This is a genomic window from Micromonospora sp. NPDC048842, from assembly GCF_040649935.1.
GTDB lineage: Bacteria > Actinomycetota > Actinomycetes > Mycobacteriales > Micromonosporaceae > Micromonospora > Micromonospora hortensis.
The window spans coordinates 1-23,582 of sequence record NZ_JBEZGK010000007.1 but is presented as its reverse complement, the minus strand read 5'-3'; the positions used below and the strand labels follow the sequence as shown (position 1 = coordinate 23,582).

The following is a 23,582-nucleotide window of genomic DNA, read 5'->3' as shown; positions in this document are numbered from 1 at the left end:
CTCAAGGGGGTGGGCCGGCGGCACGGCTCAGGTTGCGAGCCGGTGGCCGTGCCGCCGGGCGGCGCTACTTCTTGCGGGGCTTGCGGACCTCGAACGTGTCCGATGAACCGCGCGGCAGCTTTTGCCGCTTCGCGTCGGCCGCGCGTCGGGCCTGCTCCGCGCTGCCGGGCTGGCTCACCGAACGGGTCTTGCCGGTCTGACCCGACCGGCGGAACGCCTGGAAATCCTCGGCGGTCATGCGGCCACCTTCACGGGGGTGCCGTTGACCGGCGTTGCCGCAGCGTCCGGGCGGAATGGTGACCCGATCTCGGGGTGGGGGCGGTGGCGCTTGACGGTGCTCACGCTGACGTTCGCGGCCCGTGCGATCTGGCCGTGGGACGCGGTCGGGTCGGCGTTGTGTGCAGCGATGACCCGCTCACTGGCGGTCAGGGACCGGGCCGTGACCCGCGTCGGGCGAACCGGCTCACGAACCGGCGCGACCGGGAGCGCCGGGGCCGGGGTGACCGGCTCGGCAGGGTCAGCCGGACCGTTGGGCGTCTGCGGCGGCGCGGTGACCTTCGTCGCGCCGGTGGTCCTGTCGGCCTGGCGGGCTGCGGCGCGGGCGGCCCGTTCGGCGTTGTAGCCGTCCCATGCCTTGCGGGGGTCGCGTTCGTTGTGCTCGATCGACCAGCGAGCGGCCATCAGGGAGCGGATCGGGAACATGCGGCGGCGCTTCGGGGAGAACTCCACCCCGGCGTCGTCGATCAGGCTCGCGTCCTCGGCCAGCAACTGGACGTGCTGGGCGCGGCGGGTGTGCAGTCCCCACAGCCACGGGGAGAGCAGCGACAGTAGCGCGAACGCGATAGCCGCCGCCGTGGGCGCGATGCCATTGGCGAAGTGCGCGTAGTTGATGGCCGCGACCACGGCGGCGATGCCCCACGCGGCCCGGCGCAAGGATGCGGCGGTGGCGTGGGCCTTGAGCATCAACGCGTCGTGGGCGTGCCACTGGACGTAGACGGCGATCGACTCCAACGCGGCGGAGAACGCCACCGCGAACGCCACCCGAGACGGGCCGTTCCACGCGGCCGGGGCGATCTCCGAGTAGGCGTAGGCGGCCTGCGCGTAGGCCGCGCCGCCGTTGATCAGCAGCAGCGGCAGCACCGGGCGCAGCTTCGCGGCGAACTCGGCCCGCGCCTTGCGGCGCCGCTCCCGAGCCTCGGCGCGCTCCACGCGGCGGGCGGCGTCGCGTCGGCGGCGCTCCTGCTCATCGGCGGCGGCCTGCCGGCGGGCGTGCGTGGCGGCGGCCTCTTGCTGCTCCCGGTCGAGCTGCGCTACCAGGCGGGCGCGCTCCACCTCGGCGGTGGTGGATTCGCGTTGGGCGGCCGCGCGGGCGGCCAGGATCGCCGGGTCTTCCGGCGTACGACGAAACATCGGGGGTGACCTCCCGGTCAGTGGTCGAGGATGTCGGCGAGCAGGTCGCGGTGGGCGGGGAACACGTCGCCGTCGAGGTAGTGGCGCAGGTACTCGACGAGGTGTTGGTAGGACTCGGCGTGCAGCCAGGCGGCCTGTCGGGCGTCGTCCGCGCCGACAACCTTCGGCAGGGACGGCACCGGGCCGAGGTCGATCAGGACGGGGACGGTGACCATCCACGCCTCATCCGAGGCGCGCGGGTCGGGCACGTAGCGCGCCGGCAGCGTCTTCACCCACGGGTCGATGGGGTCGGCGACCAGGCCGGTTTCCTCGGCCAGCTCCCGGAGCGCGGCGGCGGTGGGGTCCTCGCCGGGGTCGACGTGACCACCGGGCAGCGCCCAACCGTGGTCGTCGTCGCGCTCCACCATCAGGATTCGGCGTCGGCCGCTGTAGGTGACCATGACCACCGCGTCGGCGGCCACGGCCTCGCCCCAGTGGCCCAGCTCGTTGCGCCCGTACCGGATGCCGGTCGGCGCGTACGGGTTGACCGGTCGGCCGTCCACAAGCGGGAACGGGATCGCAGCGGCGGCCCGGCGGGCGGCCCAGTCGATGCGGGTCGGGTCCATCTCCGGATCAGCCCAGCCCGCCCCGGCAGCGATGCCGGCCAGGACGCTGGGATGGGTGTAGGTGCGGGTCATGCGGCTGCCTCCATGGGATCGGCGCAGGTCAGGCACTCACCGAGTGAGCGCGGGATGTAGTAGGGGCGGACCGTGCCGCAGGTCGGGCAGGTCCGGCGGCCAAGCAGGGCGGCGCGGACGGCGCGCATCTGGGCGGGGGTCGCGGTGCGCTTCGGCGCGGCCAGGTCGACCCGGTAGAGGTAGGCGGGGCGGGTGCCGCCGACCCCTTGCCAGAGCACCTGTGCGGCGACGGGTTGACCACCGGGGCGCAGGCCGGCGGCGGTCAGTTGGCGGCGGGTGGCGTAGCCGGGCGGGGCACCCTTCCACCAGTAGGTGGGGATGCCGTACCGCACGCCGTCTGGATCGTGAAAGGCGGCGCGGATGCGGGGCATCAGGCCACCCGCGCACCACGGCCAGTCGACGCGCGAGCCGCCAGCAGTGACCGCGCTTCCCGCATCACCTGCCGCCGCGCCCGGCGTACCCGCTGCCAGTCGAGGTCAGACGGGGCCGGGTCGGCGCACAGGATCGTGATCTCAGCGTCCAGCAACAGCACCTCGGCGTCGATCAGCGGCATCTCCCGCTCAATCGCTGCCAGGTCATCGAGGCTCGGACCCTGCGGGTCCGTGTGAAGGTCGTAGCTCACTTGGAGTTCCTTCCGGAACGGCGCTTGCCGGCCACCGGGCGGTGGCGGGCGGTGGCGGACTGTCCGCACGAGCGGCAGCAGTCCTGGTCAGGGGCCAGCGGGGCGAGAGAGCCGCACGCGCGGCAGTCGCGCCACACGGCGTTGCTCTTGGTCGTAATCCGCACGGCGGCGGCGATGCTCACGGACATGACGGCTCACCTCTTCCAGCTCGAATGAAGGACGGAAAGCCGGGGAGCGCGCCGCAGCCGGCCGCGCTCCCCGGACGAACACGGCGTGCCACGCAGGCACGCCCGGCGACCCTCGGTTGAGCAAGCGAGCGGACACGTCTTGCAGCCGGACACGTCACGGCTGACACCCGCAGCTACCCCTAGGTCGCATGCATCGGGACCAATGAGGAAGACGAATCTCCCTGCGTCCCGGACCTCTGTGAAGTTCTCAAGTGGAGCCATGCGCCACGGCGGTCCACAGATTCACGAGCGGTGCAGCCGTAGCCGCCTCCGCCGGCTGTGAAGTCGCCAGCTGGGGTGTGACGTAGGCAACCTAACAACTGATATGCATCCAGGTCAACTGTTAGGGCTGAACTCGCGTCTGAGCTGCCACAACAGCGGGCAGGCGGCCTACCATCTGATAGGCCGCTGGTAGGCTTCCCGTGCTCCTGCCTGCCCGCGAGAGGACTGCCATGCCCACCCCTGATCGCTCTGAGGCGCTGCATCAACAGGTGGCCCGAACCATCCGCAACGACATTGAGTCGGGTGCGCTTCGTGATGGTCAGGTGCTTGATTCGACGCGTGAGCTTGCCGCCCAGTGGGGCGTAAGCGTCTTCACCATTACCGAAGCCATGCGGGTACTGGCCGAAGAAGGGCTAGTGGTTAGCAAATCTCGCTCTAAGCGCGTGGTACACGCTCCAGAACAGTCAAAGAAAAACGAGATCCGCCTTCAATCTCCGCGCGTTCTGATCGTCGGAGGCTACGCAGGCAGCGGCAAAACCGAGCTGGGCCGGATACTCGCTCGCGAAACCGGCTGGGCGATGCTGGATAAGGACACGTTGACTCGACCGGTCCTAGAGGCTGCGCTAGAACTTATTGGACTCTCCCCGCATGACCGGGAATCCGAGCAGTACCTAAAGCTGTTGAGGCCGCGAGAATACGAGGCCCTGATGGAAGCCGCAGCCGAAAACGTCGCTTGCGGCAACAGCGCCATCATTACCGCGCCTTTCATCGCCGAATTCGGCGACCCAGCTTGGCTAGATCGCACCCGGTCATCCTTTGTCGACAAGAACGCGGCCGTCACGTTCGTCTGGGTCTACTGCGACGAAGGAAGCATGCAGACCTATATCCGGCGTCGGGGGGCTGCCCGTGATGCAGCAAAGCTCGCCGACTGGAATGGCTATCTTGGCCGGATCAATCTGGATTTCAGGCCATCAGTCCCGCACATGCTCATCAACAATTGCATTTCTGGTGCACCGCTTAAGGCCCAGGCGAAGACGCTTCTTCGTGAGGTTATGGGCGGAGAGGCCGAGCAGTGAGGGCCGGCATCATCCTCTACGGACCGCCCGCCGCAGGCAAAGACACGGTGACGCACGCTCTTCGCCGGGCCGACACGCGCTGCTCACTCTTTAGGCGGCTGAAGGTCGGCGGTGGGCGCACCGAGGGCTATCGAATGATCAGCGAATCGGAACTGGCAGACCTAGCCGGTAGAGGCGAAATCGTTTGGGAGAACCGTAGGTATGGTGCGGTTTACGCGGTCGATCGCACCGGCCTGTCGAGGCACTCGGCTTCCGGGGTGCCGGTGCTACACCTCGGACAAAGCGCGGCTATCGAAGCTGTGAAGAATGCGGGTCTTTCCATCGCTTGGCTAGTTGTGCATCTCTGGTGCGCCCGAGACATAGCCGAACAACGGATGCGCGGACGGAACACAGGGGACGTACCCGCCCGATTGAGCGTGTGGGATAGCACCGAAAGCGTAGAGGCGGATTTGCGCATTGACACCGGGATCACCGATCCTGATAGTGCCGCAGGGAAGATACTGCTTGCGATGGGCAAACCGTACGCTCGCAATTAACAGCGGATGTGCGTACCACAAAGCGGCGGGGCGTCGATGCGGCAGACTTTCCAGCCACCATCGATGCCTCGCTCCTGCTTTGTCTTAAAGCGCCATTCGTGACCCTTGCCGACAACGAATATGGGCCGACCACTCGTATCAACTTCGGAGAAGCGAAGATTTATCTTCGCCGAGACGGTGCCGTCTCCGTCGACTTGTTTCCAGTCGGCCGACTCTACTTTGATACTCCTGCCGGTCGCCACGAGCTGTTCACGCATCCGTCTTGTTTCTTCAAGCAGGTCGTCACGGCGGCTATCGCACAGGCAGCGCTCTATACCGAAGCCGTCTCCGTACTCGGCGAAAGCCGCCAGTAGGTACGCGTTTGCGGCGGCTATGGGGTCGGCTTCACCCTTGCCGGCCTGTGCTGTTTTCACGACTGCCCATCCCGCCGGCACCGCCACGCATCCCGTGGCGACAAGGGCGAAGATGATCGCGAGTCGTACCGGCCACGAGCGCGGGAGGCGGGGTCGCGCGATCATGGCACCGAGGTTACTAAGCCGATCAAGGTTCGTGGGGCCTTCGAACGCCTGTACGATCTGCCGTTGTGAGGGAGCAGGTAGGGCGGTGGTGGAACGGATCATGGGGCCGGCTGACGCGTCGTGACATCTGGCTTGCTCGCGAGGTTCGATGGCACGTCGTGGCTAGGTCGGGAAGCTCTGAGACTGGCGAGGCGCGGCGCTGGAACTTCGGCAGTGAGGCCGAGGCGCGGCGCATGGTTCAGCGGCTCATCTTCGCCGACGGCGGGCAGTGGCGCGAGCAACCGAGCAGGTCGGCAGAGCCGCCAGAGTGAGCCGCTGTGCCATATCCGTGCCAAAGTTGCCCGCGCCGTCGCGCTATGGCGCGTGCTGGCCCAGGTCAGGGCCGGTATGCAAGCTGGAGGGGCACCCCCCCCTCCGGAGGCGGGGGCGCGGGTGATGTTCTTCCAGACAAGCACCGCCCTGCAACTGAGGCGGGATTCATTGATCCACCGTTCGATCCCTGGCGCAGTAGCTACGGCACGTCTCTGACGATTATCACAAAACCAGGCTCGATTCGGAGGCGAATTGATCCCTGCGGGTCGAAGTCCCGCTCCACTTCAACCCCGATTCGTTCAGCTGCTGATGCGAGGTCAGAGCTTGCCGATACTTGAACCCGCAAGTTGAATGTTGGGGCCTTGTCTCCAACGTTGGGGTCACCTCTAAGGACAGTGTTGCCATAGCGAACCCAGCGGGGCGTGGACCCATCAGGCTGGAGATTCAATAGCTCCTCAAGCACTTGCCGAGCACGGCTAAGGTCCCGCACGAATATGTCGACCCCATGAATGACCGCCGCACTGCGACGCCTGACGCGCACGACGGATATGTCCTGGCGCGCTTCAGCGATCGGCTGTTCCTTCGGCCAAGACAGAAAGAACATCGTCTGACCGTCGTTAGCTCTTACCTTTAACCGCCGGGCCACGCCTTTTTTGGTTTCAATTTGGAGTACTTCTAACACTCTTCCTGCGCGACCACCGGGCATCTCGACTACTTGACCCCTCTCTGCGCGCAGTATGCGTTCCTGCATTCGCACTAATACCCGCCGGGGAGGTATCGGCATCGGCAGCGACTGCGAGCCTTCAAGGAGGTCCGCTGAAAGACGGTACAGCATTTCCGCATCCTGGACCTGGCGGCGGTATGGCGAGATCCACTCTGCGCCAACTGCCGCAGTAAGTAGGCTAGCGGTCATCGACGCAAGTGTGTCGGTATCAGCACCCTTTAGTCGAGCTGCTGTTTGTAAGCCGGTGTCTGGGGCCGCCGCATTGTATGTTGCTAGATAGGCTGCTCCCACAGCGGAGATAGTTCCGGATCCTGTTTCACGCCCCCGCGACACCCCCAGCTCTGCCATAACGTCCGCTGGAGCTTCCAGTGAAGTTGGATCAGTCGCAGCATCAGCAGTTGTAAGCATCTGCACTGCTTCATCGACTGTGCTGCGCCAAAGGGCCGCGTATCCGCCTGTGGATTTCTCTGCCGCTTCTGTCCATTCCGAATTCTGTGCAAGTGCGCTGGGGATCCGCGACCATTCATTCTTCCGGCTAATCAATTCACTGAGAAGCCACCCGTACGGGATAGGGGCAGGCTGCGCGACGCTTATCCAGTGCGCGAACGCGTGCAATAGCGCGCCAATAATCGCTCGGGGGTGGCCGTGTGTCGAGATGGCATCTTCTGCCACATCGCCAGCGAGGTCATCGAAGTTTCGCGTGTGCCGATGCCAAAGCACGTGCGGCACAACTCGCATCGCCGCTCCGTTCGCCCCTGCCTTGAAATAAGAGTCGAGGCTTGCGCCGGTCTCCCAAGGCGGCGTGCCTGCGGCCCAGGCCCTACAGGCTCGCTTGACCGCTGCGCCAGCTCCCCGTTCGTAGGCAAGGAGGAACGGCAACTCAACGGCACGAAGGTACGACAGCCAGTCACGCCCAGCCGCTACACGCGCTCGCGCGACAGAGATGACCATCTGAGTGTCATCGCTGTACTCGCCTGCTTCGATCACCTCGGGCAGCGATCGAAACCTGTTGCCAGCGTCGCGCTCCCACCGAATGAAGGGACCCGTCGGAGCGGCCTCGCTGTCATCAAACCGGCGGGCACGACGCTCAAAGGGCCAGCCCAGAGCGTCCCCCACGGCCACGGCCAGCAGGAGTCCCTCCAGTCGCGACTCCTGACGGTGCTCCACACGTTCACTCTGCCAGATACCACCGACACTCATGGGATCGGTCTTTCGGCTGGGCGCTCACCTCGCCGGACGGACGCACTGAGCGCGTGCTTATCGAACAGCGTCGGTGCAACGATAGCCGGCGGAAGAGGGTGAAGCGGGCGCAACATGGCATGTCGCGCCACTTCCGTAAGCCGTTGCTGGTCTGTCCTGTAGATCACCGCTTGGACAAGAGAGATCGAGATGGGACCCGGAACCTGAATCTCTGCCTGGTCGTCAGTGGGCCACCAGGCTGGATGCGCTCTGAGCCGGCTCCGCGTCTGCTGACCGTGCACAGTCTGCGCAAACATCCCCATAAAGCCGTCTACACCGGTTTTTCTCGCGCTCCCGTGGCCTCGAGAGGCGTTGTACGGAAAAAATCCAACTCCTGGGAGGTCCAGCACCGCTAGATCGATCGTTAGGATCAGCCAATCAAGAAAATGCGGGTCTCTCACCCTGGCCTTGTCCAAGTACCAGGTATTCGGATACTCAAGGGAGCAGCACACTTCAGAAAGCCCGCCATCGTGTCTTCTCTCATCATTCTGCTTGAAGGCGGCACCCTGGGCGGTCAACTCGGCAGTTCCCTCGATATGACCGCTTGTAAGCATCTGTGCAAAATTACGGGCTGGCGTAAAGTGGCATAGACGCGTGGCTCCCTGTTGGCGGGCTAGCTTCGCGACGCTCATCTCGGAGCTGTCCTCTGAAAGAGGGCTGGATCGGAGGGCAACAGCGGTGTCAGCTTGCCCGAGTACATGATGTGCAAGCGAACCTTGGCTCTAGTCACGGCAACGTACAGCATGCGAGCCTCACGAGACATAGCTTCATCCGGTCCGTGCGCAGCTACCTCAACTGGGTCCGGCAACAAGTCGTGATCGCAAAACGGAATGATGACGGCGTCGAATTCAAGACCCTTCGCCGCGTGATACGTACCGTAGAAGACGTTGGGCCCTAGCGGCCAGGTCGATAGTTGACGATGGAGCCGTGTAGCGAGTGGAAGTTGAGCAGAGACTTCCGCGTCATGCTTACGCTTACGGAATAACACTGCCACTGTCATGGATCGTCCGAGCCGCCGCGCGAGCTCGACCGCCTCCCTGAACTGCGTTTGTCGGTCGGGATATTCCAGGAGAACCGGAAGGGGGCCATCAGCCTTCACAATCCTCGGCTCGACCAGATCGACCTCGTCGCGAAAGAACGGCATATTCGAGAGAGCTACTGCAAGCCTGGCGATTTGGGGAGTATTGCGATAATTCTGCTCAAAATGAACGGCGCCGCCGCCCCGGACGTTCAAGCCGAGGCTCTTCCAGGACAACCGACGTCCATACACCTGTTGCGCGTAATCGCCAAAAAACGTCAAGGTTCCGGTCGGCCCAACCGCCGCCGCCAGGCTACGAATCATCTCCGGGGTGAAATCCTGACCCTCGTCGACCACTACGTGTCGGTATCGGCGAGGGGTGTTGTCTACCTCGAACGCTTTTCGGGCGGCAAGGGCCAGGTCATCCCAGTCGTATCGCTTCCCTGCCTCGCGACGCAGACGTCGGTACTCTTCTCGCACGGCATAAACGTATGGACGGTCAGCCGGCCCTAGGGCACGCCCGCGTCCTATCCGATCTGCCTTGATGTAGGTCTGCTCGTCGGTCACTCCGTGGCCGGCAAGCCAGAGAAACTCGTCTTCAAAGAACCGTAGAGGTCGCCGAAGTACCCCGACGCCCGGATACCGCCGCTGCACCTCGGCAATCGCCCGCTCCATCATCGCAGGTCGTTCGCTGTCGACGATGTCTCTGCGACCCATGAGGTTGCGGTAAGCCAGGTAGCCCTTCGCGAAAGAGTGGTAATTCTCTACCACCAAGTTCGGGCTCCGCGCCTGCACGGTCTTCCGCAGGTATGTAACGAGTGCCTTGTTGAAGGTCACTAGCAGCGTTGGACCTGCAATCTCAGGAGCATGGTCCGCCAGCCAGATAGCCCTAGTGACCGCCATGGTCGTCTTCCCACTGCCGGCCGTGCCCAGCACCACTACGTGGCCGCTGTCCCTGAGGTAGACGACGTTCTTCTGTTCGCCGACCGGCTCGGGAAGGTTCGAGGGCATTCCGACATCATCTCGTAACTGACCGGCTAAGTGCAGCCCGCGAGACGGGCAAGGCGTTTTCGGCGTGTCGGCCAGCAGACACAGTAGATCGCGCCACGTGCCTTGACTCATGGGCTAAAACCTGCTGGCTTACGGCCTCGGCAGGCGGGGGCGCAGAGCCTCGTCTCGCCGGCAAGACCGACCACTACGGGGAGAATCTTGGGAGATGATCTAGGAAAACGCGGCGTCAGCGTCGCGTCTAGACCAACGCACACCAACGGCACGACCTGCACGTGTTGCGGGAACCCGAGGTCCATCGAGTGACCGGACGTAATTCGGGACGAAGAGGTCGTCGGTTCGAATCCGGCCACCCCGACCAGAGGCAAGAGGGCACATCCGATTCATGGATGTGCCCTCCGGCATATCTACGGTCCGCAGCGGCTCCAGGTCCCCAACTGCGACCGCATCCCTGGCGACCCTCGATGACCCTCGGCCAGTTTCGCCGCCTGCCGCCGGCCTTCAACCTTTCGACCCTCGACGGAGTCGTGAGAGGTAACCAATCGAGGCGGGGGCTTATGGCAGCTGACGACGAGCATTTTCGAGAGTTCGTCGAGACGCGCTACATGGATCTCCTGCGCGTGGCGTACCACCTCACCGGCTCGACCCAGGATGCTGAGGATCTGGTGCAGGCCGCGCTGGTGAAGGTGATGCGTCGGTGGCGGCGGGTCAACGACCCGATGGCCTACCTGCGGCGCGTCATGATCAATCAGCACATCAGCGTCTGGCGCCGTCACCGGATGCACGAGGTGGTGACGGCGTTCTTCCCCGAGCGGCCCACCCGGGACATGACCGAGACGGTTACCGAACGCCGCGCTCTCTACGAGGCGATGCGGACGCTGACACCTCGTACCCGTGCGGTGATCGTGCTTCGGTACGTGGTCGATCTGCCGGAGGCGGAGGTTGCTGCCGCTCTCGGCTGCTCCGTCGGGTCGGTAAAGAGTCGCGCATCACGGGGCCTGGCTCGCCTGCGCCTGGCGCTGGCACCGGACGCACCGCCGTCGGCACAGTGCCCGACTCCGACATCAGCGTCAGCTGATCCAGCACCGACCGGGACGACGAAGATGACGGGGGTAACGCCATGACTGTCGACGATGAGCTGAGCCAGGCCCTGGCCGAGCTGAGCAGGACACTGACCCCGCAGCCGGACCCGTACGGCCGAGCGAGGGCGCGATACCGACGGAGCCGGCAGCGACGCCTCGGCGGGCTGGTTCTGGCCCTCGTGGTCTCCGTGGGAAGCACCGCTTTCGCCATCGTCAGCCCGGGCCGGACCACCCAGCCGCTACCGGCCGACCCGACCGAGTCCAACGCACCAGTGCTGATGTGGTCGGACCGACTCCTCCAGTCGCCGCCGCGCGGTGCCGTCGCCGGGGACAGCAGCTTCGTGGCTCAGCTCTCCGAAGAGTTGTTGGCCGCCCAACGCCGGGGAGAGTTCTCCCGCCTGACGGTGCCGGTGAGCGGGGTCAGGATCCTCTTCGCCGACGACGTGGACGACCACCGGGTCGCGCTCGCCGCCTTCGTCCGCAACCAGCCCGATCCGGTCACCGGCTGGCCCAGCGCCGCGGTGTGGCTGGTCGCCGACAAGGGTGCCAGCGCCCAGGAACTGGCCAGCACCGCCGCCACCAGGTCGGTCAGCGACGCTCTGGAACCCTACGAGAGCCTGGCCGTGGACGACGCGGAGGCGGCACACGTGGCCCTCGCCCCGGCCGGATGTGTCTTCCTCAGCTCACCGCTGCCCGACGGAAACACCTTCCGGTGGGCCCCGGAGCCGACCGGGTCCTATCTGGTCCGTACCGCGAAGACCCACCGGCCCGAGTGGTGGCGGGTCGACTGCGGCGCGGTGACCCGTCAGATAATGCCCGGGCCGGGTTCGTTGGCCTCCAAGCCGATCACCGACGCTCAGTTCGCGACGGCGATGTCCCGCGTGAGAGGCAGTGTCCAGCAGCAAAGTGCCCGGGAGTTGATGTACCAGTGGGCCCAGTCGGGAGGTTACCGCCTGACCGCCCTTCCGAGCGTGGTGTGGGGCGGCCACATTGCTGGCCTGTCTACCGGCCAGGCCGACACGTCGCCGGCCGCTGGAGAGCCGTCGGTGGAGGACGGCCAGGTGACGGTCCTGGCCGCTCCCACTGTGGGCGGCGACTGGGTCGGCGAGGTGTCGATCGCCCCTGATCAGCCACGGTCCGACGGCGTGCTCAGCACCGGCACCTCCTTCACCGCGACGACCGACCCGACCGATCCCGCCGGCGTGCTGGCCGTGTCCATCGACGATGACGACGGCGGTGGCGAGGGTCAGCAGACCCTGCTCGTGGTGACGCCGGCCGCCGCCACCACCGTGCGTGTCCTGCGCGACGGGCAGGAGGTGGCGCGGAGCGCCGTCACTGGCTCCGGGACGGGCATGCAGGTGCCCCGCCCCAGCGCGGGCCTCGTCGTGGAGGCGCTCGACGCGGCCGGCGGGACGATTGCCAGCGGCCAGGTGTCCAAGCAGGGCGCCCAGGGGACACCGGCTACCAACACCTGGAACCAGGAGTGATCGCGTCCGGGACGACCACCGGCACGTATGACACCCCGTTGGCCGGCCTTCAGCTGCGAATATAGGTGTTTCTACCGATCCCCCGAGGGCCTGCCGCCCCTAGCGTCAGTGGCACACCACACCGTCCGAGGGGGACCACCGATGACCATCGCACCCGATCTCACCGCCGTGAAGGCACGCCAGCAGGTTACGTGGGCCAGCGGTGACTACGGCGCGGTCGCCGCGCTCATCCACCCGATCTCCGAGCTTCTGGTGACCGCCGCCGACCTGTCGGCCGGCGCCCGCGTGCTCGACGTGGCGACCGGGTCCGGCAACGCCGCCATCGCCGCCGCCCGCTGCGGCTGCGTCGTGACCGGCGTCGACTACGTACCCGAACTGTTGGAACGCGGCCAGGCCCGCGCCGCCGCGGAACGGCTTCCGGTCGCGTTCGTGACCGGCGACGCGGAGCGCCTGGCGTACGCCGACGGGTCCTTCGACGCGGTCCTCTCCGTCGTCGGGGTGATGTTCGCGCCGGACCAGGAGCGGGCGGCGGCCGAGCTGGTCCGGGTCTGCCGGCCCGGCGGCACCGTGGCGCTGGCGTCGTGGACGCCGCAGGGCTTCATCGGCGACCTGTTCCGCACTGTGGGGCGGCATGTGCCGCCACCGGCGGGGCTGCGCCCGCCGGTCGAGTGGGGCGACGAGGGTCGGGTCCGCGAACTGCTCGGCGTGGCCGTGGGTGAACTGCGGGCGGTACTCCGGGAGTTCGTCTTCCGCTTCGGCACCCCTGAAGAGTTCGCCGACTTCTTCCGGGCCAACTACGGGCCGACGTTGAAGGCGTTCGAGACACTGCCCGAGGAGCGCCGACCTGAGCTGCACTCCGACCTGGTGGAGCTGGCCCGTACACACAACCGGGCCAGCGACGGCACGGTGCGGATTCCAGCGGAATACCTGGAGGTCGTGGCGCGGCGGGTCACCGTTCCCGCCTGACCTGGCAGGACGACAAGGGCAAGAGCCACACCTCGCGGGTGTACGCCACCTTCGACCTCGCCGCCTACGAAGGCAAGAAGATCTACGGCGGCAAGGTGTTCGTCGAGGAACGCACCGTCGCCGACTGCAGCAAGCGTGCCGTCGAGATCTGGCGTACGAAGCCGGTCACCACGACGCCGACCTGGAACCGGGCACCCGAACCGCTCGCCAAGCTCGGCGAGGTCCTCACTCCGGTGCAGTTCTGCCCCGGAGCCACCATCACGTTCGACGTGGGCGCGGCGGTGCAGGATGCGGTGGCACACCGGCAGCGTCACATCACCTTCGAAATCCGGGTGCCGGAGCAGTACGAGAGCGACGCGTCCTACAGCCGGCGGCTGCACCCGTACCGCAGCGTCGACCTGAACGTCGAGTTCAACTCGGTGCCGCAGATCGACAACGCCCACCTGTACAACGGTGGTCTGCCCTGCACCCAACTGACGCCGTATCCGCGCATCGGCGGGTTCGCCGGCATCCTGGAGGCGGTCGGCAGCGACGCCGACGAGTACGACGAGCGCGCTGTCAAGACCGAGGTCGCCATCTGGCCGAAGGCCAACCCGGACGCTCGCCAGGTGTTCACCGGTGAGCACGGCCTCACCGGCCGAGCCAACCGGGTCAACCTGCCCGAGGGCACACTCGCCGACGGCAAGACCTACGTCTGGCAGGCCCGGGTGACCGACGGTGCGGACTACTCGCCCTGGTCGAAGAAGTGCTTCTTCACCCACGACCGCAGCGCTCCCGGCGAGCCCACCATCACCTCGGCCAACTACCCGCAGGACAGCACGGGCGATGCGGTGCCGACCGGCGTGTCGCCGGTCTTCACCTTCTCCGGGAACGGCGACAAGGACGTTGCCGGTTTCGAATACTCGTGGCGCAGCCTGGGCGGCCACGGCTGCTCGGCCACTGGCGAGTACGGCCAGTTGGAGTGCACCCACCCGTTGGCCCAGTCAGGATCGGTGCGGGCGAACACCCCCGGCGGTACGGCGACCGTGACGATCGATCTGATCGGCTCCGGGTCGCAGCGGTTGAGCGTCCGCACGATCGACCTCGCGGGCAACGTCTCCGAGACCGTCGAGTACAGCACTCTGGTGCCGCGGGTCGAGCCCGAGGTGAGGGTGGAGAACGGTACGCCCGAGTGGGGGCAGGAAGTGCTGCTGAAGTTCGTCCCGGCCCCAGGTATCACAGGCGTCCGCGACTACCAGATCACCCTGGACGGGGGAACGCCGGAGACGTGGGACGCCCAGGAGGACGGCACGGCCTTCTTCAGCTTCGTCGCCACGAACCCGAACGGACACCACCTCAAGGTGCGCAGCCGCAGTGACAACGGGTTCGTCTCCCCGGAGGGCAACTGGTCCACGTCCTTCTACCCCGGCCCCGGGGTGAAGTCCGACGTCTACTCCTCGCCGGACGGTTCGGCTGTCGGCGGAGTGGGGATCGAGGGCACCTTCACCTTCTCCCCACCGCCGGGCTGGACGGACACCACTGCCTACCAGTACAGCTTCAACGGTGCCGAGCCGACCGAGGTGCCGGCCGACGCGAACGGCCGGGCCACGATCACCTGGACGCCGACCGCCATCGGGTACGTGGACCTGACCGTCTACGCCGTACGCGGCGACGGCACGATCAGCGACTACCCCAACTGGTACTCCTTCGAGGTGGCGGCCTCCGCCTCCTGACCCACCCGGATGCGGGGGCGGCCACACATCGATGTGGCCGCCCCCGTTCGTCAGTCCTGTCGTTCGGTGCGCTCGATCTCGGCGAACGCGGCCGCCAGGTAGCCGTCCAACGGCGCGCCGGTCGCCGCCAACAGGTCGGCCACCAGCAGCGGAGCGTGTCGAGCCAGGGCCGACGCGTCCGGCGCTGACTCGTCGCCCTCGGGGTCGTATACGCCCAGCGCTCCGGCCAGCAGGACGAGCACCACGTGCGGGTCGACATCCGTTCGCCACCGCGTCGACTCCTGCACGCAGCGGGTCAACACCTGGCGGATGTCGTCGCCGGTCAACCCGTCCGGATGGCTCTCCTCCAGCAGCAACCGGACCACCGCGCCGAGCACCAGGCCGGAACGCTCGTCCGCGGCGAGACCGCCGACCGCCTCGTCGTACGCCTGACCGTCGCGTGCCTGGGCGGCGGCGACGGCCGTCGTTGCGGTCAACGCGATGGCGCGGGCGGTAGCGGGCAGATGTCGCCAGGTGCCGGTCATCGCGCCAGCATCGCAGACCCGGAGGACACCGACCGACCGCGACCACGGCGAGTGGATCATCATGGGATTGGTCACCCGTCGGCCCCGATTACCGCGAGGCGTGGCCAAAACGGTTCGCGCGGCGTCAGACCCACCGAACAGAATGCCGGCATGCTGCGTCGTGCCCTGCCCCGCCGTTCGGAAGCTCGCCGGATCCTCCTCGGCACACTGCTGTCGGCGATCGGGCGGGGTCTGACCCTGCCGTTCCTCTTCATCTACCTGACCGACGTACGCGGGCTCACCGACACCCGCGCCGGGCTCGTCATCGGCTGGTACGGCGTGGTCACCCTGGCCCTCTCGCCGCTGGGCGGGACGCTGATCGACCGGATCGGCGCCCGCCGGGTGGTGGTGCCCTGCCTGCTGATCGAGGCGATCGGCACCGGGTCGTTGGCGCTGGTCCACTCGACCGGCTCGGCCCTGCTGGTGATGACGGTCATCGCCATCGGCAGCTCGGCGATCTGGTCCGGGCAGAACACCATCCTCGCGTCGCTGACCGACGACGATGAGCGGCAACGCGTCTTCGGGTTGAACTTCGCCCTGCTCAACCTCGGCATCGGCATCGGTGGCATGACCTCCGGCGCGATCGTCGACACCGCCCGACCCGGCACCTTCCAGGCGATCTACCTGCTGGACGCGGTGACCTACCTGATGCCGGCGCTGATCCTGCTCACCCTGCCCGGCGTGGGCCACCGACTCGGCAAACGTCGAGGCGTCGACGAGCCGTCGCCCGGCGGCTACCTGACTGTGCTCCGCGACCGCCCGTTCCGGCGACTGGTGATCTTCGGGCTGATCCTCACCACCTGCGGCTACGCGCAGGTGGAGGTGGGCTTCGCCGCGTACGCGGTGCGGGTGGCCGAGGTGAACCCCCGGGTAGTGGCCTGGGCACTCGCGGCCAACACCGTGATGATCGTGCTGGCGCAACTGCTGGTCATTCGCCGGATCGAGGGGCGCAGCCGCACCCGGGCGTTGGCAGTGGTGGGAGCGGTGTTCGCCGCTGCCTGGCTGGTCCTCGGCGCGGCCGGCCTGGTCAGTGCCGAGAACGCCGTGCTCGCCGCCCTGTGCGTGGTGCTCTGCTCGGCGATCTTCGGCTTCGGCGAGACGATGCTGTCCCCGGTGATGCCCGCACTGACCAACGCGCTGGCCACCGACGAGCTGCGCGGCCGGTACAACGCGATGAGCTCGATGATCTTCGGAATCAGCGGTGTGATCGGCCCAGTGACCGCCGGCCCGCTCATCGGCGCCGCCAACGGCATGGTCTGGGTGGCGACGGTGGTCGGCGGCTGCCTGGTCGCCTCGCTGGTCGCGCTCTCCCTGCGCCGGTTGCTCACCACGGAGCAGGACGGCCTCGCGACGACCACCCCGGCATCCCCCACGCCCACGCCCGCCGCCGCCTGACCTCGAACACCCCCTCCGCACCCTGCACCCTGCACCCCGGGCGCCGCACCCCGCACCCCGGGCGCCGCACCCCGCGCCCTGCACCCCGGACCCCGGACCCCGCACTCCGAGCGCCGCACCCCGCGCCCGGCACCCCGAGCGCCGCACCCCGCGCCCGGCACCCCGAGCGCCGAGCGCCGAGCGCGCCAAGATCCGAGCAACTTCCCGGAAGTTGGCGCCTCGGGCGCGCGGGAGACGGCAACATCCGGGAAGTTGCGCGGATCTACCTCACTAACCTCGCCATTGATCACGCCCCGGACCAAGATCGGGCGGCGCGGGCGGCGCCGGCAGGCAGGCACAAGCGGCCAGGCGCGGGGCGCGAGCAGGCGCGAGCAGGCGCGAGCAGCGCGGGCAGGCGCGAGCAGCGCGGGCAGGCGCGGGCAGGCGCGGGCAGGCGCGGGCAGGCGCGGGCAGGCGCGGCGCGAGGGGCACGGACAAGTGCAGGCGCGAGCAGGCGCAGGCCCGCGTGGCGCGAGGGGCACGGACAAGTGCAGGCGCGAGCAGGCGCAGGCCCGCGCGGCGCGAGGGGCACGGACAAGTGCAGGCGCGAGCAGGCGCAGGCCCGCGTGGCGCGAGGGGCACGGACAAGTGCAGGCGCGGGCAGACGGGGTCGGGGACGGGTCGGGCCCCGGAGCTGGTGCTCCGGGGCCCGATGTCGCGAGGGTCGGCCGTCAGGCGGCGGGGACCTCGGCGGTGGTGCGGATCCGGTCCAGCGTCGGTGCGGAGACCGGCGACTGGGCGGTCAGGTAGTCGACGAAGGCGTCCAGGTCGATCTGGCCGGTGACCGGGTTCGTGCCGCCGGTGAGGGCGCTGAAGCCGTCGCCTCCGCCGGCCAGGAAGTTGTTCACAGTCACCCGGTAGGTGGCGGCGGTGTCGACTGTGGTGCCGCCGAGGGTGAGGCTGCCCCGGACCACGCGGGTGCCGGCGCACGGGTCGGCGACCGTACCGGTGGTGCCGCTCGGGTCGACCACGTAGCCCACTGTGGCCGACGGGTACAGGGTCCGACCGGTGACGAACTGCTGCTCGAGGACGCAGTAGAGCTGCGCGCCGGTGAGGTCCAGTGTCACCAGGTTGTTGGCGAACGGCTGCACAGTGAATGCTTCTTCGTAGGTGACCGGGCCGGCGTCGAGGTCGGCCCGGACCCCGCCGGGGTTCATGAAGGCGGCGACGGCGTTCTGTTCGTCGTCGGTGGCGGCGAGCTGGGCGTCGGCGATCAGGTTGCCCAGGGGTGATTCGCCCAGACTCGTACCGAAGAGGGTTTCCTGAGTCCGGGTGATCGCCTCGTTGGTCACGCCGACCTGGCGTCCGGCGACCGGGCCGAGCACGGTCTTGTACCGGTTGATCAGCGCGGTCTGCCTCGGGTCCTTGGCGACGTCGCGGGTGACCACGACGTTGTTCGCGGCGGCGGAAATGACGTCCCCGCTCCGGCGATCGATCTTCAGGTCGATGTCGGTGACCAGGCGACCGAAGGAGCTGGCGCTGGTGACCAGCTTGCCGTTGATGTCGCAGTTGTACGCCTGGTGGGTGTGCCCGCTGACCACCACGTCGATCGACGGGTCCATCCGGTTGGTGATGTCCACGATGGGGCCGGTCATGCCCACGCAGTCGTTGATTCCGCCGGTCGCGGCCTGGGTGCCACCCTCGTGCAGCAGGACGACGATCGCCTGTACGCCCTTGCGGCGCAGCTCGCGCGCGTACCGGTTGGCGGTGTCCGCCTCGTCGGCGAAGCTGAGGCCGGCGACGCCCTGCTGGCTGACGATCTGCGGGGTGCCTTCCAGGGTCATGCCGATGAAGCCGACCTTGACGCCCTGCACCTTGTGGATCGCGTACGGCGCCATCAGCGGCTTGCCGGTCGCGGTCTTGAAGGCGTTCGCGGACAGGTACTGGAAGCCGGCTCCCCGGTACGGGGTGCCGTCGATGCAGCCGTCCACCGGGTGGCAGCCGCCGTTCTGGATGCGCAGCAGCTCGGCGGCGCCTTCGTCGAACTCGTGGTTGCCGACGCTGGCGTAGTCCAGCCCGGCCATGCTCAGCGCCTCGATTGTCGGCTCGTCGTGGAACGCGGCCGAGAGCAGCGGGGACGCACCGATCAGGTCACCGGCGGCGACGGTGATGGTGTTCTTCTTCTTGGCCGCGGCGCGCAGCTCGGCAAGGTGGGTGGCCAGGAACTCGACGCCACCCGCGGTCTGCCCGGCGATGGTGCCGCTGGACCCGCTCGGCGGTTCGAGGTTGCCGTGGAAGTCGTTGAGGGCGAGCAGGGTGACGTCGACCGGCTTCGGCCGCGCGTCGGCTTGCTCAGGGCTGGTGGCGACCGCGCCGAAAGCGGCCACCGCGAGCGCGGTCAGGCCGACAGCGGCCCGACGCATCCCGGGTATGAACATGGATCTCCTCGTGAGAATCGGCGCGTACGGTGCCTGGCCTCTGGGTCGACCGGGGCCGCCGACGGACGCCGTCGAAAGGGTCGCGGATGACGGTGGTTGCGCATGGCCCCCGCCCAGACAGCCTCTCATCCGGACGCCCACCGGTCGACCCGGGCAGCCCATCGGAGCAGCGCGTACGCCGAGGCCGAAATCGATCATCGTTTAACGCGGTCTGCCGGACAACGTCGGACCCAGGGTCTAGAAAGGACGGGACAGCCAACGAGGAGTGGGGGCGGCATCGTGAGCGGAACGACACCCGTGACGGAGCAGGTGCGATCGGTCGACGGCACACCCATCGCGTTCGAGCGGATCGGTGCCGGGCCGGCTGTCGTCCTCGTCGGCGGCGCGTTCAGCGATCGCAACGCGACCCGCGACCTGGGTGGGGCGCTGGCACCGGATTTCACCGCCTTCAGCTATGACCGTCGGGGTCGGGGCTACAGCGGCGACACCGCACCGTACGAGGTCGGCCGCGAGATCGACGACCTGGCCGCCCTGATCGCGGCGGCGGGTGGTTCCGCCGCCGTCTACGGCATCTCCTCCGGGGCCGTCCTGGCCGCCCTCGCCACCGCGCAGGGCCTGCCGGTGACCAAGTTGGTCATGTTCGAGCCACCGTTCCAGGTCGGCCCACACGTGGGCGTCCGCAAGGACATCACCCCGCAGCTCATCGAGCTGATCGCCGCCGACGACCGGGACGGCGCGGTGCAGACCTTCCTCAGCGCCTCGGTGGGGCTGCCGGCCGAGCAGATCACCGGGATGCGGTCGCAACCGATGTGGGGTGGGCTGACGGCTGTCGCGCACACCCTGGTGTACGACGCGATCGTCACCGCCGGAGGGCGACTCCCCGCCGAGCGGCTGGCGGCCATCACCGCGCCCACCCTCGGGGTGGACAGCACCGGCAGTCCACAGTGGTTGCGGGACGCGAGTCGGGCGGCGGCCGAGGCCGTTCCGGGCGGCCGGTCCGTGAGCCTCGACGGCGGTTACCACGACGTGCCGCCGGCGACGCTGGCCCCCGCGCTGCGTGAGTTCCTGCTCGGTTGACAGCACCAGCGGCCGACGAGGCGCGTGCCGGCCGTCAGTCGTCGGCCAGCGCCTTGTCGACCAGGTCAGCGACGGCGTCCGGTGGCCAGGCGCCCGCCACGCCGGGCCGGGCCGCCAGGTAGGTGGCGATCCGCTCGGCGGGCCAGCCGTGCGACTCGCGCAGCCCTCGGGCGATCATGCCGAGGTAGATCGGCGCGGGAGGTCGGCACGGCACTGCTGACGCCCCCTCGGGGGCGGTGAAGGTGAGCATCGGGACACCGTCGCGGCTGCCCGGGCAGATCAGCGTCTCGTACCGCCCGGGGCCGAGCGTGGCCCGTCCGTTGGCGACGGCTGCGTCGATGGCCGCGCCGGTCGCCGGGATCAGCTCGGTCGTGTCGCCCGGCGGGCGGTACATCTCCTGGGCCGCGATGTCGGTGAACTGCTCCAGGGTGACCAGGTAGGCGCGGGCCGCGGCCTCGCCCGGCAGGTGTGGGTCGTAGAAGGCCATGCCGCCGGTCCAGGCACCGGACTCGCCGGCGAAGTAGATGCCGCCGGGCAGCGACACGGGCGTCGATCGGCTGGGTGGGCGCCGGTCGCGGCAGCCCGGGTACGTCCGCTTTCCGCCGGGCGGGCAGCCGCCACCGATGTACCAGCCCAGCCGGGCGGCGTGCATGTTCGAGCCGTACGAGACGTACCAGGCCAGCATGACGACCCCTTAGAAGCCGCAGATCTGCCCTGCGGAGTGGCTCACCTGCACGGTGTGGGTCACGCAGCCGCCGGCCTCGACCGAGTGCAGCAGGAAGGCGGTGGGCTCGTTTACCCAACCGATCTGCTCGTCGGCGCTCATGGTCAGCGTGCTCTGCTTCCACGTGCTGGGCGCCACTGTGAGGACAGTGCCCGCGTACGCCGTGGTGACCGGGCGGTGGAGGTGGCCGGCGCCGACCCGTACGACGTGCCGGTGGCGGCCGATCACCTCGGCGAGCGCGTCACCGTCGGCGAGCCGGATGGAGTCCGCCGCGGGGATGCCGACAGCGACCGGCGGGTGGTGCAGGAAGATCGCGGCGGGCGCCTCGGGCCGCCCGGCCAGCACCCCGTCGAGCCAGCCGAGCTGTTCCTCGCCGAGTTGGCCGCCGTCGCTGCCGGGGACGAGCGAGTCGAGCACCACGACGGACGCCGCCTCGTGATCGACGTGGTAGTAGGTCGAGAAGCCGCCGCCGAGCCACGGCGTGCCGCCGAACGCGTCGAGCAGGGACTCCCGGTCGTCATGGTTGCCGGTGGTCAGGTGCACCGGCAGCGGGAAGCGGCCGATCACCTCGCGCAGCGCCGCGTACTCGTCGGGCTGGCCGTGGTCGGCCAGGTCGCCGCTGATCACCACGCAGTCCGGTCGGGGTCGCAACGCCAGCACCCGGCCGAGCGCTCGGTGCAACCCGGCGGCCGGTTCGGCGGCTAGCAGGCCGGTGGTCAGGTGCGGATCACTGAGCTGGGCGATGAGCATGGGCTCGCCTCCTCGGCGCCGGGATGCTCCACGCTATCGCCGGTCGCGGCATCCTCCGGGGCCACGTGTCCACAGGCTGCGTCCACAGCCTGTGGATAGCACGTGTGTACGAAGCCCGGCCGGTCCCAGCCACCGTGAGTACGCTTGATCGAGCGGTTCGGCGCCGGCCGAGCCCCTCCCCTACCTGGAACGACGTGCGAGTGGATCATCAGCGAGTCATCCGTGACGTCACCGTCCGCCTGCCGATGGCGTCGAGCACGCCGGAGGCGTGTCGGTGGACGGTCACCGCGCTGTCCCGCCACACCCCGGCGACCATCTCCGTGCTGCTCGCGGTCCACGACCGCCTGCGCTGCGTCGCCGCGACCGGGGCCTGGCAGGTCTTCGCCACAGTGCCGGCGCGGACCGGCATCGTCGGCCGGGTGTACGCGACCGGCGCTCCGGCCGTCGTCCCGGACGTCACAGTCGACCCGGACTACCTGCCAATCCGCCCGGATGTGACAGCCGAGCTGTGCGTACCGGTGCTGGACCCGACGGGCCGGGCGATCGGCGTACTCGACCTGCAGTGGAGTGAGCCGACCGACCTGGAGCCGTGGCGGGAGACCGCGCAGCGGCTGGCCGACGGGCTCGGCGCGCGGATCGCCGCCGTCGGTGGCCCACCTGCGGAGAGCCGCAGCGAGAAGCTGCTCCGGCATGCGGCCGCGCTCTCCTCCGCGCCGACCGAGGGAGAGGTGATGGGGGCCGCCGCCCGCGCCGCCCGGGAGGTCTCCACCCTCTCCACCGCACTACTGCTGATCGGCGGTCAGCTCGGCCCGTCCCCGGCGACGCCGAGCGACCTGGAGACCCGGATCCGCGCCGAGCTGACCGTGGCGGGCCCGGCCGCCCTGGACCGGATGGTCGAGCGGGCACACCGGTACGGCGCCGGGTACACGCTGGGCGAGGCGGGGCATCCCCCCACCGAGGACTACCGGCCGTTGACCCGGGCTGGGGTACGCACGCTTGTCGCCGTGCCGGTCGGTCCAACGGACGCCGGTGGGGTGCTGTTGGTCGCCGACGAACGCGCGCTACGCCCAGACCCGACCACTGTCAGCCTGATGGAGTTGCTCGCCGGGCAGGCCTGGACGAGCGTGGACCGGCTACGCACGCTGGCCCGGCTGCGGGAGCAGGCCAGCTCCGACCCGCTGACCGGGTTGCGGCACACCGGCCCGTTCGGGCAGCGGATCGCTGCCGCCACCCCCGGGCGTACGGCCCTGCTGGCGATCGACGTGGACGGCTTCAAGACCGTTAACGACACGTACGGGCACCAGGCCGGCGACCGGGTGCTGGTCGGGTTGGCCCGGGCGCTGGAGGGGGCGCTGCGGCACGGCGACGAGTTGTACCGGATCGGCGGCGACGAGTTCGTCGCGGTGATCGAGGTGAGCCGCCCGGAGGAGGCGGTCCGGATCGCCGAACGGCTCACCGAGGCGGCCCGACGCGTCGGCCGCACGATCAGCGTGGGCGTGGCGCTACCCCGCCCCGGCGAAACCCCCGACCGCACCCTGAAGAGAGCCGACCAGGCCCTCTACGCGGTCAAACGCCAAGGCCGAGACGGCGTCCTACTCTCCGCCGCGTAACCACGCCCCCACGTTCCGCCGTCCCCCGTCCCGCCGATCTTGCACTTTCGGTTGTCGTTCTGTCGCCCCTGGCCCCTTATGTCGGCACAGAAAGTGCAAGATCGCGGGCGCGGGAGCGCGGGAGCGCGGGAGCGCGGGAGCGCGGGAGCGCGGGAGCGCGGGAGCGCGGGAGCGCGGGAGCGCGGGAGCGCGGGAGCGCGGGAGCGCGGG

Annotated in this window: 21 protein-coding genes; 8 read left to right on the top strand and 13 right to left on the bottom strand. The window is 68.6% G+C overall.

Features of this window, described 5'->3' with window-relative positions; genetic code table 11:
- Positions 1-64 precede the first annotated feature (64 nt).
- The 5 genes from AB0C19_RS11900 to AB0C19_RS11880 are packed head-to-tail and all read right to left on the bottom strand — an operon-like array spanning position 65 to position 2,709.
- Complete coding sequence (locus AB0C19_RS11900) at positions 65-238, bottom strand: hypothetical protein (RefSeq protein WP_357183242.1); 174 nt, start codon at positions 236-238, stop codon at positions 65-67.
- The gene (locus AB0C19_RS11895) at positions 235-1,410 is read right to left on the bottom strand and encodes a hypothetical protein (protein ID WP_357183239.1); all 1,176 of its coding nucleotides are present in this window, start codon (positions 1,408-1,410) and stop codon (positions 235-237) included. Before AB0C19_RS11895 ends, AB0C19_RS11900 begins: the two co-directional genes overlap by 4 nt.
- A gap of 17 nt (positions 1,411-1,427) precedes the next feature.
- A complete protein-coding gene (locus AB0C19_RS11890) occupies positions 1,428-2,087 on the bottom strand; it encodes an NUDIX hydrolase (protein WP_357183236.1) in 660 nt (219 codons plus the stop codon).
- The gene (locus AB0C19_RS11885) at positions 2,084-2,458 is read right to left on the bottom strand and encodes an RRQRL motif-containing zinc-binding protein (RefSeq protein ID WP_357183234.1); all 375 of its coding nucleotides are present in this window, start codon (positions 2,456-2,458) and stop codon (positions 2,084-2,086) included. Before AB0C19_RS11885 ends, AB0C19_RS11890 begins: the two co-directional genes overlap by 4 nt.
- Complete coding sequence (locus tag AB0C19_RS11880; protein WP_357183231.1) at positions 2,458-2,709, bottom strand: DUF6284 family protein; 252 nt, start codon at positions 2,707-2,709, stop codon at positions 2,458-2,460. Before AB0C19_RS11880 ends, AB0C19_RS11885 begins: the two co-directional genes overlap by 1 nt.
- 679 nt (positions 2,710-3,388) lie before the next feature.
- Between AB0C19_RS11880 and AB0C19_RS11875 the strand changes: the two genes are divergently transcribed.
- Complete coding sequence (locus AB0C19_RS11875) at positions 3,389-4,234, top strand: GntR family transcriptional regulator (protein ID WP_357183228.1); 846 nt, start codon at positions 3,389-3,391, stop codon at positions 4,232-4,234.
- A gap of 532 nt (positions 4,235-4,766) precedes the next feature.
- Here AB0C19_RS11875 and AB0C19_RS11870 read toward each other — a convergent pair.
- From AB0C19_RS11870 to AB0C19_RS11855, 4 genes are all read right to left on the bottom strand, one after another.
- The gene (locus tag AB0C19_RS11870) at positions 4,767-5,288 is read right to left on the bottom strand and encodes a hypothetical protein (RefSeq protein ID WP_357183225.1); all 522 of its coding nucleotides are present in this window, start codon (positions 5,286-5,288) and stop codon (positions 4,767-4,769) included.
- 511 nt (positions 5,289-5,799) lie between these two features.
- On the bottom strand, positions 5,800-7,491 hold the full coding sequence (locus AB0C19_RS11865) for an ADP-ribosylglycohydrolase family protein (RefSeq protein WP_357183222.1): 1,692 nt from the start codon (positions 7,489-7,491) through the stop codon (positions 5,800-5,802).
- 29 nt (positions 7,492-7,520) lie between these two features.
- Entirely contained in the window at positions 7,521-8,195 is a 675-nt protein-coding gene (locus AB0C19_RS11860) for a DarT ssDNA thymidine ADP-ribosyltransferase family protein (RefSeq protein WP_357183219.1), read from the bottom strand.
- Positions 8,192-9,592, bottom strand: a complete 1,401-nt coding sequence (locus tag AB0C19_RS11855) for a 3'-5' exonuclease (RefSeq protein ID WP_357183216.1) — start codon at positions 9,590-9,592, stop codon at positions 8,192-8,194. Before AB0C19_RS11855 ends, AB0C19_RS11860 begins: the two co-directional genes overlap by 4 nt.
- A 461-nt stretch (positions 9,593-10,053) precedes the next feature.
- Here AB0C19_RS11855 and AB0C19_RS11850 point away from each other — a divergent pair, with 461 nt between their 5' ends.
- The 4 genes from AB0C19_RS11850 to AB0C19_RS11835 all read left to right on the top strand — a co-directional run bounded on the left by AB0C19_RS11850 (position 10,054) and on the right by AB0C19_RS11835 (position 14,836).
- Entirely contained in the window at positions 10,054-10,713 is a 660-nt protein-coding gene (locus AB0C19_RS11850) for a SigE family RNA polymerase sigma factor (RefSeq protein ID WP_357183213.1), read from the top strand.
- Entirely contained in the window at positions 10,710-12,158 is a 1,449-nt protein-coding gene (locus AB0C19_RS11845; RefSeq protein WP_357183210.1) for a hypothetical protein, read from the top strand. Before AB0C19_RS11850 ends, AB0C19_RS11845 begins: the two co-directional genes overlap by 4 nt.
- A 141-nt stretch (positions 12,159-12,299) precedes the next feature.
- On the top strand, positions 12,300-13,124 hold the full coding sequence (locus tag AB0C19_RS11840; RefSeq protein ID WP_357183207.1) for a class I SAM-dependent methyltransferase: 825 nt from the start codon (positions 12,300-12,302) through the stop codon (positions 13,122-13,124).
- A 38-nt stretch (positions 13,125-13,162) separates the two neighbouring features.
- Entirely contained in the window at positions 13,163-14,836 is a 1,674-nt protein-coding gene (locus AB0C19_RS11835; protein WP_357183205.1) for a hypothetical protein, read from the top strand.
- 50 nt (positions 14,837-14,886) lie between these two features.
- Here the strand turns inward: AB0C19_RS11835 and AB0C19_RS11830 are convergent, their stop codons facing one another.
- Positions 14,887-15,360, bottom strand: a complete 474-nt coding sequence (locus tag AB0C19_RS11830) for a hypothetical protein (protein ID WP_357183201.1) — start codon at positions 15,358-15,360, stop codon at positions 14,887-14,889.
- A gap of 150 nt (positions 15,361-15,510) precedes the next feature.
- Between AB0C19_RS11830 and AB0C19_RS11825 the strand changes: the two genes are divergently transcribed.
- On the top strand, positions 15,511-16,794 hold the full coding sequence (locus AB0C19_RS11825; protein ID WP_357183198.1) for an MFS transporter: 1,284 nt from the start codon (positions 15,511-15,513) through the stop codon (positions 16,792-16,794).
- A gap of 710 nt (positions 16,795-17,504) precedes the next feature.
- Here AB0C19_RS11825 and AB0C19_RS11820 read toward each other — a convergent pair.
- On the bottom strand, positions 17,505-19,211 hold the full coding sequence (locus tag AB0C19_RS11820; RefSeq protein ID WP_357183196.1) for a bifunctional metallophosphatase/5'-nucleotidase: 1,707 nt from the start codon (positions 19,209-19,211) through the stop codon (positions 17,505-17,507).
- A gap of 297 nt (positions 19,212-19,508) precedes the next feature.
- Here AB0C19_RS11820 and AB0C19_RS11815 point away from each other — a divergent pair, with 297 nt between their 5' ends.
- The gene (locus AB0C19_RS11815) at positions 19,509-20,288 is read left to right on the top strand and encodes an alpha/beta hydrolase (protein WP_357183193.1); all 780 of its coding nucleotides are present in this window, start codon (positions 19,509-19,511) and stop codon (positions 20,286-20,288) included.
- A gap of 34 nt (positions 20,289-20,322) precedes the next feature.
- Here the strand turns inward: AB0C19_RS11815 and AB0C19_RS11810 are convergent, their stop codons facing one another.
- On the bottom strand, positions 20,323-20,973 hold the full coding sequence (locus tag AB0C19_RS11810; RefSeq protein ID WP_357183190.1) for a histone deacetylase: 651 nt from the start codon (positions 20,971-20,973) through the stop codon (positions 20,323-20,325).
- A 9-nt stretch (positions 20,974-20,982) separates the two neighbouring features.
- The gene (locus tag AB0C19_RS11805) at positions 20,983-21,762 is read right to left on the bottom strand and encodes a phosphodiesterase (RefSeq protein WP_357183187.1); all 780 of its coding nucleotides are present in this window, start codon (positions 21,760-21,762) and stop codon (positions 20,983-20,985) included.
- Between the two features lie 200 nt (positions 21,763-21,962).
- On the opposite strand from AB0C19_RS11805, the gene AB0C19_RS11800 reads away from it, so the two are divergent.
- Positions 21,963-23,372 (top strand): sensor domain-containing diguanylate cyclase, encoded by a 1,410-nt coding sequence (locus AB0C19_RS11800; protein WP_357183184.1) that lies wholly within the window; start codon positions 21,963-21,965, stop codon positions 23,370-23,372.
- Positions 23,373-23,582 lie beyond the last annotated feature (210 nt).